General features: G+C 74.3%; 10 protein-coding genes, 1 pseudogene and 1 riboswitch. Of the genes and pseudogenes, 10 read left to right on the top strand and 1 reads right to left on the bottom strand.

Annotated elements, in window-relative coordinates; genetic code table 11:
- Positions 1-231: 231 nt before the first annotated feature.
- From E1165_RS25305 to thiC, 10 genes are all read left to right on the top strand, one after another.
- Positions 232-837, top strand: coding sequence for a class I SAM-dependent methyltransferase (locus E1165_RS25305; RefSeq protein WP_132394245.1), 606 nt, complete (start codon positions 232-234; stop codon positions 835-837).
- A gap of 41 nt (positions 838-878) precedes the next feature.
- Positions 879-2,558: an ATP-binding cassette domain-containing protein gene (locus tag E1165_RS25310; protein ID WP_132394238.1), complete on the top strand. Its 1,680-nt coding sequence runs from the start codon at positions 879-881 to the stop codon at positions 2,556-2,558.
- Positions 2,559-2,612: 54 nt separating this feature from the next.
- On the top strand, positions 2,613-3,557 hold the full coding sequence (locus E1165_RS25315; RefSeq protein ID WP_132394246.1) for an aldo/keto reductase: 945 nt from the start codon (positions 2,613-2,615) through the stop codon (positions 3,555-3,557).
- 197 nt (positions 3,558-3,754) lie between these two features.
- Positions 3,755-3,862, top strand: a riboswitch (TPP riboswitch).
- Positions 3,857-4,483 carry a thiamine phosphate synthase gene (gene thiE / locus E1165_RS25320; protein WP_132394239.1) on the top strand — a complete coding sequence of 209 codons (627 nt, stop codon included), beginning with the start codon at positions 3,857-3,859 and terminating at the stop codon, positions 4,481-4,483. (Overlaps the previous riboswitch by 6 nt.)
- Positions 4,477-5,580 (top strand): glycine oxidase ThiO, encoded by a 1,104-nt coding sequence (thiO, locus tag E1165_RS25325; protein WP_132394240.1) that lies wholly within the window; start codon positions 4,477-4,479, stop codon positions 5,578-5,580. Before thiE ends, thiO begins: the two co-directional genes overlap by 7 nt.
- Complete coding sequence (thiS, locus tag E1165_RS25330; RefSeq protein WP_132186244.1) at positions 5,571-5,771, top strand: sulfur carrier protein ThiS; 201 nt, start codon at positions 5,571-5,573, stop codon at positions 5,769-5,771. Before thiO ends, thiS begins: the two co-directional genes overlap by 10 nt.
- Complete coding sequence (locus E1165_RS25335; protein ID WP_305792156.1) at positions 5,768-6,547, top strand: thiazole synthase; 780 nt, start codon at positions 5,768-5,770, stop codon at positions 6,545-6,547. Before thiS ends, E1165_RS25335 begins: the two co-directional genes overlap by 4 nt.
- 95 nt (positions 6,548-6,642) lie before the next feature.
- Positions 6,643-7,284: a thiamine phosphate synthase gene (locus E1165_RS25340; RefSeq protein WP_132394247.1), complete on the top strand. Its 642-nt coding sequence runs from the start codon at positions 6,643-6,645 to the stop codon at positions 7,282-7,284.
- Positions 7,281-8,069, top strand: coding sequence for a bifunctional hydroxymethylpyrimidine kinase/phosphomethylpyrimidine kinase (thiD, locus tag E1165_RS25345; RefSeq protein ID WP_132394242.1), 789 nt, complete (start codon positions 7,281-7,283; stop codon positions 8,067-8,069). The genes E1165_RS25340 and thiD overlap by 4 nt, the downstream gene beginning before the upstream one ends.
- Before the next feature lie 17 nt (positions 8,070-8,086).
- Positions 8,087-9,679 (top strand): phosphomethylpyrimidine synthase ThiC, encoded by a 1,593-nt coding sequence (gene thiC, locus E1165_RS25350; RefSeq protein ID WP_132394243.1) that lies wholly within the window; start codon positions 8,087-8,089, stop codon positions 9,677-9,679.
- Between the two features lie 70 nt (positions 9,680-9,749).
- Here thiC and E1165_RS29595 read toward each other — a convergent pair.
- Positions 9,750-11,027: pseudogene (locus tag E1165_RS29595) on the bottom strand (hypothetical protein); the annotation flags it as partial.

The raw sequence follows: 11,027 nt of genomic DNA on the forward strand, positions 1-11,027 counted from the left end.
GGGAGGGCCCGGCCGGAGCGGGCGGGCCGGGGGTGAACGCCGACGGGTCCGACCCGGACCGCGGGTCCATGAAGGCGTCCTCATCGGACTCGTACCGATACACCATGTGAGCTAGAGTAGGGGTCATTGTCCCTTTAGAGGGTAATAATGGGAAATTGGGGTGTGGCGCGTCGCGGTCTGCTGCCCGAGGCGACCGCGGCCCGGCGCCACGCCGGTGCGAGAATGCCCGACGTGACCGGCGACCACTACTTCTCCACCGAACCGACCGCCAACGCCCAGCCGCGGGAGGTCGAGTTCTCCGTCGCCGGGCGCGACTACACCCTCGCCTCCGCCGGTGGGGTGTTCTCCGCCGACCGGCTCGACCCCGGTACCGCCGTGCTGCTGCGCAAGGCCGAGCTGCCGGACACCGACACCGGCGGCGACCTGCTCGACATCGGCTCCGGGTTCGGACCGATCAGCTGCGTCCTCGCCACCCGCGCACCCGCCGCCACCGTCTGGGCGGTCGACGTCAACGAACGGGCCCGGGCGCTCACCGCCGAGAACGCCCGCCGGGTCGACGCCGCCGACCGGATCCGCGCGGTCGCCCCCGACGAGGTGCCCGCCGACGTCACCTTCACCCAGATCTGGTCCAACCCGCCGATCAGGATCGGCAAGTCCGAGCTGCACCAGCTACTGCGCCGCTGGCTGCCCCGACTCGCCCCGGACGGCGTCGCCTGGCTGGTGGTGGCCCGCCACCTCGGCGGCGACTCGCTGCACCGGTGGCTCGTCGACTCCGGCTGGCAGGTCGACCGGCACGCCAGCCAGAAGGGCTACCGGGTGCTTCGGCTCACCCGGTAAACGAGTGTCGGCCGGGCCGGCCGTTCCGGCAGGATGCCGGCGTGGGATACGTGGACGTGGCAGGGGTAGGGCACATCCTGCCCGACGGCCGGGAACTCTTCGCCGACGTGTCGTTCCGGGTCGGTGAGGGCGCCAAGGTCGCCCTGGTCGGCCCGAACGGCGCGGGCAAGACGACACTGCTGCGGATGGTCGCCGGTGACCTGCCGGTGAAGACCGGCGCGGTCGCCCGGGCCGGCGGCCTCGGGGTGATGCGGCAGTTCATCGGCATGATCGGGGACGACACCACGCTCGCCGAGCTGGCGCTCGCGCTCGCCCCGCCGGCGTTGCGCGACGCCGGCCGCCGGCTCGTCGAGACCGAGGCGGCCATGCGGGCGGCCGAGCTGCGCGGCAAGTACAGCTCCGCCGCCGGCAAGGCCCAACTGGCGTACGCGGACGCGCTCGCCGCCTGGGGCGAGGCCGGCGGGTACGACGCCGAGGTGCTCTTCGACACCGTCACCACCATCGTGTTGGACCTGCCCTGGGACACCGCCCGGGAGCGTCCGGTGCGGACCCTCTCCGGTGGCCAGCAGAAACGCTTCGCCCTGGAGCTTCTGCTGCGCGGCACCGACGAGGTGCTGCTGCTCGACGAGCCGGACAACTTCCTCGACGTGCCCGGCAAACGCTGGCTGGAGGCACGGCTGCGGGAGTCCGGCAAGTCGGTGCTCTACGTCTCCCATGACCGGGAACTGCTCGCCCAGACCGCCGACCGGGTGGTCGCCGTCGAGGGCGGCAGCGCCTGGGTGCACCCGGGCGGCTTCGCCAGCTGGCACAGCGCCCGGGTGGCCCGGCACGACCGCCTCGACGAGCTGCGCAAACGGTGGGACGAGGAACACGAGAAGCTGCGCGAGCTGATGCTGATGTACAAGCAGAAGGCCGCGTACAACTCGGGGATGGCCTCGCGGTACCAGGCCGCGCAGACCCGGTTGCGCAAGTTCGAGGAGGCCGGGCCGCCGCCCGTGCCGCCGAGGGACCAGGACATCCGGATGCGGCTGCACGGCGGGCGGACCGGCAAGCGCGCGGTGGTCTGCGACCAGCTCGAACTCGACGGCCTGACCTACCCCTTCGACCTGGAACTCTGGTACGGCGACCGGGTGGCGGTACTCGGCGCGAACGGCACCGGGAAGTCCCACTTCCTCCGGCTGCTCGCCCGGGGCGGCACCGACCCCGATCCGGCCCACACCCCGGTCGACGCGGCTGCCGCGCTCGCCCCGGTCGCCCACGCCGGGGTGGTACGCCTCGGCGCCCGGGTCCGGCCCGGCCACTTCTCGCAGACCCACGACCGGCCGGAGCTGATGGAGAAGACGCTGGTCGACATCCTGTGGCGCGGCGACGAACACCGGGCCGGCATGGACCGGCACGCGGCGATGGCCGCACTCAGCCGGTACGAGCTGGCCGGGCAGGGCGACCAACGCTTCGGCACCCTCTCCGGCGGCCAGCAGGCCCGGTTCCTGGTGCTGCTGCTGGAGCTGTCCGGAGCCACCCTGCTGCTGCTCGACGAACCCACCGACAACCTGGACCTGGCGTCGGCGGAGGCGCTGGAAGCGGGACTGGCCGCGTACTCCGGGACGGTGGTCGCGGTGACCCACGACCGGTGGTTCACCCGATCCTTCGACCGGTTCGTGCTGTTCCGGGGTGACGGTGAGGTGGTGGAGACGCCAGAGCCGGTGTGGGACGTGGCGTGACGGCGGCCCGGCGGCGCACCCGACCGGGCCGCATAGGGTGGAGCCGTGACTGACATGACCTACCGCCGGCTGGGCGACTCCGGGCTCGTGGTGTCCGTGGTCGGCATCGGCTGCAACAACTTCGGCCGCAAACTCGACCTCGACGGCACCCGTGCCGTGGTCGACGCCGCGCTCGACGCCGGGATCAACTTCTTCGACACCGCCGACATCTACGGGGAGCCGCACGGCACCTCCGAGGAACTGCTCGGCCAGGCGCTGAAGGGCCGCCGCGACGACGTGGTGGTGGCCACCAAGTTCGGCATGTCGATGGGGGGCCGCAACGGCCGGGACTTCGGGGTGCGGGGTTCCCGCCGCTACGTCATGCGGGCCGTGGAGGCTTCCCTGCGCCGGCTGGAGACCGACCACATCGACCTGTACCAGCTGCACGAGCCCGACCCGGGCACGCCGATCGACGAGACCCTCGCCGCCCTCGACGACCTGGTCCGGGCCGGCAAGGTGCGCTACCTCGGCAACTCCAACTTCACCGGCTGGCAGATCGCCGACGCCGACTGGATCGCGAGGACCCGCGGCCTGACCCGGTTCGTCAGCGCCCAGAACCACTACAGCCTGCTCCAGCGGGACGTCGAGGTCGAGGTCGTTCCCGCCTGTGAGCGCTTCGGCCTGGGGCTGCTGCCGTTCTTCCCACTGGCCAACGGCCTGCTCACCGGCAAGTACGGGCGGGGCGAGGCACCACCCCCCGGCAGCCGGCTGGCCGGCGGTGGCCGGTACGCCCAGCGCCTCGCCGCCGCGAACTGGGACACCATCGAGGCGATCGAGGCGTACGCGGGCGAGCGGGGACTGGCCATGCTCGACGTGGCCATCGGCGGGTTGGCCGCCCGGCCGGCGGTGGCCTCCGTGATCGCCGGCGCCACCACCCCCGAGCAGGTGCAGGCGAACGCGGCGGCCGGCGGTTGGCAGCCCAGCGACGAGGACCTGGAAGCGCTCGACGCCATCCTCTGACGCCACCGCGCCACGCCACCACGCCCGCGTCGCTGCACCGTTGTGCTGAACTGCTGTGCTGCGCCGTTGTCACACCACATCCCGACAGCATGCCGTGACCGGCCGGTCACCCGTCGCCCCGCCGTCCAGAGGACGGCCGGCGGGAAAACCACGCCCGGGCCTTGGCGAATCGGCGAGTTCGTCGTACGGTAAGCCGCAAGTGACCCACGGGAGCCCGGTGCACCGGGCTGAGAGGGGGGCTGAAGCCCCCGACCGTCGAACCTGATCCGGGTAATGCCGGCGCAGGGAGGAGAGTTGCCGTGCCGTCCCTCGGGCGACTGCATCTGATCACCGACACCCGGCCGGGTCGGGATCCCCTCGTCGTGCTGCGTGCCGCCCTGCCGGTGGCCCGCGCCGAACTGGTCGTCCAGGTCCGGGTGACCGACGACACCACCGACCGGCAGGCGTACGAACTGACCCGACAGGTGGTCGCGCTCTGCGCGCCGTACGGGGCGACCTGCCTGGTCAACGACCGGCTGCACGTCGCGCTCGCGGCCGGGGCCGCCGGTGGGCACGTCGGCGCCGACGACCTGCCCGTCGGGGCGGCCCGCCGGGTGCTCGGCGCCGCCGCCGTGCTCGGGGCCACCGCCCGGGAACCGGTCGCCGCCGCCGAGGCGGTCGCCGCCGGGGCCAGCTACCTGGGCGTCGGCCCCTGCTACGGGACCAGCACCAAGTCCGGGCTGCCCGATCCGATCGGCCCCGCCGGGGTACGTGCCGTCACCCGGGAGGTGCGGGTACCGGTGATCGCCATCGGCGGGGTGACCGCGGCGGCGGTGCCGGCGTTGCGGGCCGCCGGGGCGTACGGGGTGGCGGTGGTGGCGGCGCTGTCGCAGGCGGCCGACCCGGCACAGGCCACCGAGGAACTGCTCGGGGCCCTGACGTGCTGACCCGACCGGACGTCGCCGTGGTGGGGGCGGGACCGGTCGGGCTGGCGATCGCGTGGCGGTGCGCCTCCCGCGGGCTGCGTGTCGTGGTCCACGATCCCGCCCCGGGCTCCGGCGCCGCCCGGGTCGCCGCCGGGATGCTCGCCCCGGTCGCCGAGGCGTACTTCGGGGAACACGAGCTGACCGGGCTGCTCGCCGAGTCCGCCGCCCGTTGGCCCGCCTTCGCCGCCGCACTGGCCGAGGCCGCCGGCACGGAGTTCGGGTACCGGACCGAGGGCACCCTGATGGTCGGGCTGACCGGCGACGACCTGGCCGAGTCGCGCCGGCTGTGGTCGTACCAGCAGGGGCTGGGACTGCCGATCACGCCGCTGCGCCCCTCGCAGCTGCGGGAACGCGAACCGGCGCTGGCGCCCCGGGTGCGTGGCGGCGCGGTCGCCCCCGGCGACCACCAGGTCGACCCGCGCCGGTTGGTCGTCGCGCTGCGGGCGGCGGCCGAGCGGGCCGGCGCGACGCTGGTCCCCGGCCAGGTCGCGCGCCTGGCCGACGTGGACGCCCGGGTCACCGTGGTCGCCGCCGGCTGCGGCGCCGCCGCGCTCACCGGGCTGCCGGTAAGACCGGTGAAGGGGCAGATGCTCCGGCTCCGCGCGCCCGGCCGCGCCGCGCCCGACTTCCGGCACGTGATCCGGGGGTACGCCGACGGCGAGTCCGTCTACCTGGTGCCCCGCGCCGACGGTGAGGTGGTGGTCGGGGCGACCGTCGAGGAACGCGCCGACACCGCGGTGACCGCCGGGGCCGTGCTGCGACTGCTGCGCGCCGCCGTCGACCTGCTTCCCGACCTGGCCGAGTACGACCTGGTGGAGACGGCCGCCGGGCTGCGCCCCGGCACGCCGGACAACGCCCCGATCCTCGGCCCGCTGCCCGACCATCCCGGCGTGCTGGCGGCCACCGGCCACCACCGGCACGGCATCGTGCTCACCCCGGTCACCGCCGACCTGATCACCGAGCTGGTCGTCACCGGGAGGGCGGATCCGCTGCTCGCGCCGTTCACGCCGGACCGCTTCACCGCGGCGAGCACCGAAAAGGAGCGTACGTGGAACTGATCGTCAACGGCGCCGGGCGGACCGTGCCCGGCGGAGCCACGGTGGCCGACGTCGTGCGCGCCGTCACCGACCAGCAGCGCGGTCTCGCGGTCGCGGTCAACGGCGAGGTGGTGCCGCGTACCGGCTGGCCGGCGACGGTGCTGCGCGACGGCGACCGGGTCGAGGTGCTCAGCGCCGCCCAGGGCGGGTGACCGGCATGTCGTTCGAGATCGACGGTGTCACCTTCGGTTCCCGGCTGATCCTCGGTACCGGCGGCGCGGCAAACCTGCACGTGCTGGAGCAGGCGATCCGGGCGTCCGGCACCGAGCTGGTCACCCTGGCCCTGCGTCGCGTCGACACCGCGCCGGGCACCGCCGGCGGGCTGCTGGACCTGCTGGACCGGTGCGGGGTGCGGCTGCTGCCGAACACCGCCGGCTGCTACACGGCGGCCGAGGCGGTGAAGGTGGCGCACCTGGCCCGGGACGCGTTCGACACCGACTGGGTGAAGCTGGAGGTGATCGGCGACGAGCGCACGCTGCTGCCCGACGGGGTGGAGTTGCTGCGGGCTGCCGAGGAACTGGTCGCCGACGGGTTCACCGTCCTGCCCTACACCTCGGACGACCCGATCCTGGCCCGCCGGCTGGCCGACGTCGGCTGCGCGGCGGTGATGCCGGCCGGCGCGCCGATCGGTTCCGGGCTGGGTGTGAACAACCCGCACCACATCCGGCTGATCCGGCAGAGCGTGGACGTGCCGGTCGTCCTCGACGCCGGCATCGGCACCGCCTCCGACGCGGCGCTCGCCATGGAACTGGGCTGCGACGCGGTGCTGTTGGCCAGCGCCGTCACCCGGGCCGAGGACCCGGTGGCGATGGCGACCGCGATGCGGTACGCCGTCGAGGCCGGCCGGCTCGCGTACGGCGCCGGGCGGATCGCCCGCCGTTTCCACGCCCTTCCCTCCACCCCGGACGAGGGAAGGCCAGACCTGTGACGCCCGCCGTGGAACTGCCCACGGTGCCGGCTCCGGCTCCCGGGGATCGTGGGGGGTTCCGGCCCTCGGAGGGGCGGTTCCCCGCCAAGATCCGTGTGCGGGCGCCGACCGGGATCGTGGTGCTCACCGATCGGCGAGTGGCGCGCAGGCCGCTGGCCGAGGTCGTGGCGGGGGCCGCCGCAGGGGGAGCGCGATGGGTGGTGCTGCGGGAGAAGGACCTGCCGCGTCCCGAGCGGCTCGCGCTCGCCGCCGAACTGCGCGCGATCCTCGCCGACGTCGGCGGCACGCTGGTCGTCGCCGGCCCGGACCCGCTCGACGGCGACGCCGTCCACCTGCCGGCGGCCGGCCCGTACCCGCCGCCGGCCGTCGGACTGGTCGGCCGTTCCTGCCACGACGAGGCGGAGCTGGCCCGGTTGACCACCGAGGACTACGTGACCCTGTCGCCGGTGTGGCCGACCAGGACCAAACCCGGCTACGGACCCGCCCTGCACCCGTCCGGGCTGCGGCGGCTGATCCGGCACAGCCCGTGTCCGGCCCTCGCACTCGGCGGCATCGAAACCCCCGAACAGGTCGGCGCCTGCGTCGCGGCCGGCGCCGTCGGGGTGGCCGTGCTCGGCGCGATCATGCGCGCCGACGACCCCACCACGGCGGCCACCACGCTGGGCGGAGCCTTCGCGGAGGCGGCCAGCACGGTGCCGCCAATCCCGCAGCCCTCCACCGGAAGGGGACAGCAGTGACGCCGACGACCGTGCTCACCATCGCCGGATCGGACTCCGGCGCGGGCGCGGGCATCCAGGCCGACCTCAAGGTCTTCGCCGCGCTGGGCGCGTACGGCACCAGCGTGATCACCGCGATCACCGCACAGAACACCCGGGGCGTGGACGCGGTGCTGCCGCTGCCTCCCGGCACCGTCACCGACCAGCTGGACAGCGTCCTGACCGACTTCACGGTGAGCGCGGTGAAGACGGGGATGCTCGGCAGCCCGGCCGTCGCCGACGCGGTCGCCGAGGCGGCCAGGGCGGGCCGGCTGCCGCACCTGGTCGTCGACCCGGTGCTGGTCGCCACCAGCGGGCACACCCTGGGCGTGGTGGAGGCGGTCGAACGGCTGTTGCCGTACGCGGAGGTGGCGACGCCGAACCGCGCGGAGGCCGCGGCCCTCACCGGGCACCCGGTGACCACGGTCGAGGAGATGGTCGCGGCGGCCCGGGCGCTCGCCGCGGGCGGCCCTGCCTGGGTGGTGGTGACCGGCGGCGACGTCGACGCGGACGGTGAGGCGGTGGACGTGCTCTACGGGGGCGGTGCGACCACGCTGCTGCGTGGGCCCCGGGTGGACACCCGGCACCAGCACGGCACGGGCTGTTCGTTCTCGGCGGCGATAGCCGTTCGGCTGGCGGCGGGCGATCCGGTACCGGTCGCGGTCGCCGCCGCCAAGGAGTACGTCGCCCGCGCGCTGACCGGCGCGCGGGACTGGGAGTTGGGCGCGGGACACGGCCCGTTGGACCACTTCGGCTGGTCCGGTTGACCATCAGGGAGGCTGTCATGCAGGCACGTCGCAAGGTCTACGTCGAGGGGTCACGGCCGGACGTCCGGGTGCCGTTCGCCGAGGTGGAGCTGACCGGGGAGAACCCTCCGGTACGCCTCTACGACACCTCCGGCCCGGGTTCGGATCCGGAGGTGGGGCTGCCACCGCTGCGCGGCCCGTGGATCGCCTCCCGGGGCGACGTCGCACCCGTGCGGGGTGCCGGCACGCCGCTGGCCGGGGTGGACGGGAAGCGGCCCACCCAGCTCGCGTACGCGCGGGCCGGGACCGTCACCCCGGAGATGGAGTTCGTGGCGATACGGGAGGGGCTGGCGCCGGAGTTCGTCCGGGACGAGATCGCGGCCGGTCGGGCGGTGCTGCCGCTGAACGTCAACCACCCGGAGTGCGAGCCGGCGATCATCGGCAAGGCGTTCCTGGTGAAGGTGAACGCCAACATCGGCACCTCGGCCGTCACCTCGTCCGTCGCCGAGGAGGTGGAGAAGCTGACCTGGGCCACCCGTTGGGGCGCGGACACCGTGATGGACCTGTCGACCGGCAAGCGGATCCACGAGACCCGGGAGGCGATCGTCCGCAACTCGCCGGTGCCTATCGGCACCGTGCCGATCTACCAGGCGCTGGAGAAGGTCGGCGGCGACCCGGTGAAGCTCAGCTGGGAGGTGTTCCGGGAGACCGTCATCGAGCAGGCCGAGCAGGGCGTGGACTACATGACCGTGCACGCCGGGGTGTTGCTGCCGTACGTGCCGCTGGCGGTCGACCGGGTCACCGGGATCGTCTCACGTGGTGGTTCGATCATGGCCGCCTGGTGCCTGGCGCACCACGAGGAGAACTTCCTCTACACCAACTTCCGCGAGTTGTGCGAGATCCTCGCGCGCTACGACGTGACCTTCTCGCTGGGCGACGGGCTGCGCCCCGGCTCGATCGCCGACGCCAACGACGAGGCGCAGTTCGCCGAGCTGAAAACCCTCGGCGAGCTGACGAGGATCGCCTGGGAGTACGACGTCCAGGTGATGATCGAGGGCCCGGGCCACGTGCCGATGCACAAGATCAAGGAGAACGTGGACCTCCAGCAGGAGTGGTGCCACGAGGCCCCGTTCTACACCCTCGGGCCGCTGACCACCGACATCGCGCCCGCGTACGACCACATCACCTCCGCCATCGGGGCCGCGATGATCGGCATGTTCGGCACCGCGATGCTCTGCTACGTCACCCCGAAGGAGCACCTCGGCCTGCCCGACCGGGACGACGTCAAGGCGGGCGTGATCGCGTACAAGATCGCGGCGCACGCGGCGGACCTGGCCAAGGGGCACCCCGGCGCGCAGGCCTGGGACGACGCGCTGTCCAAGGCGCGGTTCGAGTTCCGCTGGGAGGACCAGTTCAACCTCTCGCTCGACCCGGAGACCGCGCGGTCGTACCACGACGCGACGCTGCCCGCCGCACCGGCGAAGACCGCGCACTTCTGTTCCATGTGCGGGCCGAAGTTCTGCTCCATGAAGATCACGCAGGAGTTGAAGGACTACGCCGCGCGCGGCATGAAGGACAAGTCGGAGGAGTTCGTCTCCTCGGGCGGCCGGGTGTACCTGCCGCAGGCCTGACCGACGAACGGTGGCGGGGCCGGCCGTCCGGCCCCGCCACCCTCCCGTTGGTCAGGAAGCTGGCGTCGGGTCAGCCCAGGTCGCGGTGGTGGCGGCCGGTGCCGCGCAGGGACCGCCGGGCGCTCTGCGTCTCCGGCTCGTTGTCGGCCAGCGGCTTGCCCAGCCCGGCGACCCAGTCGACGAACTCCTCGTCCTGGGCGGCCATCGGCTCCTCCGTCGGGCCGTCGTTGACCGGATCACCGTCCTTGGCCCGGCCGCGCCGGAACAGGCCCCGCCGGAACCGGGACCGCGTCGAGGTCGACCCGGCATCGGATCCGTCCGGGCCGGCGTTCCCGGCGGATCCGTCCGGACGGTGCTCCCCGGCGGATCCGTCCGGGCCGGTCACCGCCGTAGGTCCGTCCGGGTCGGTCCGGGCGGTGGCGCGCCGGCCGTCGGTCGGGGCCACGGTGGCCGGATCGGACGAGGCGGCGTCCCAGCGCAAGGCGATCGGCGTACGGACCCCACCGTCCGGCTCGGTGTCCGGGAAGGGCAGTGCCGGGCCGGACGACGAATCGTTGAGGCCGAAGGCCTCCCAGCTCCCGGCGCTGGCCAGGTCGGGCAGGAGGTGCCGGGTGCGGGCAACCGGCTCGGCCGCCGACGTGCTGGCGTCCGCCGGGCCGGCGGTCCGCGCCGGGGCGGGTGTGCTCGCCTCGGTGGCCGTCGGGCCGGTGGCGGGATCCGCCGGACGGGTGGTGCGGGTCCGTTTCGGGCGGGGCCGGGGCGCGGCGGCCGTCACGGGCTGCGCGGTCTCGGCCGGCCCGTCCTTCGGCGCTGGCCCGTCCCCCTGCGCCGGCTCGGGGGGTCGACGCGGCCCGATCCCGGAGACGGGCTCCTCGGTGCCGCCCGCACCGACCTCCGGGACCGGCTCGGCGGATCTGCCGTGAGGGATGTCCGGTGTCGCTATCGGCGACGTCGGCCGGTCGGCGGCCGGCGTCCGTTCCGGGACGGAGGACGGCACGGTCGGAGCGGCCCGGTCCTGGTGCTCACCCGGTTCCGGCCCGGTGCTCGAAACAGCGACCTCCACCGCATCCGATTCGCCGGCGGTGAGGATCGGCCCGCCCGGCGGGCCGGCCGTTAGGGCCGGCTCGTCTGACGGGCCGGCGGTGGGGAGAGGGCCGTCCGTCGGTCGGCCGGCGTCGGCCGGCGTGGCGGACGGGTCGGGCGCGGCAGCGGAGCCACCGGGCGTCACCGGCCAGTCCCAGTGGGCCGGGGTGGCACCGCCCGGCCGGAGCGACGTCCCCGGCCGGGCCGGCGGCAGACCGGTTACCCCGGGCGCGCCGACCCAGGGGTCCGCTGCGGGGCGGGGTGC

Origin of the sequence: Micromonospora sp. KC723 (assembly GCF_004348595.1) — a bacterium.
GTDB lineage: Bacteria > Actinomycetota > Actinomycetes > Mycobacteriales > Micromonosporaceae > Micromonospora.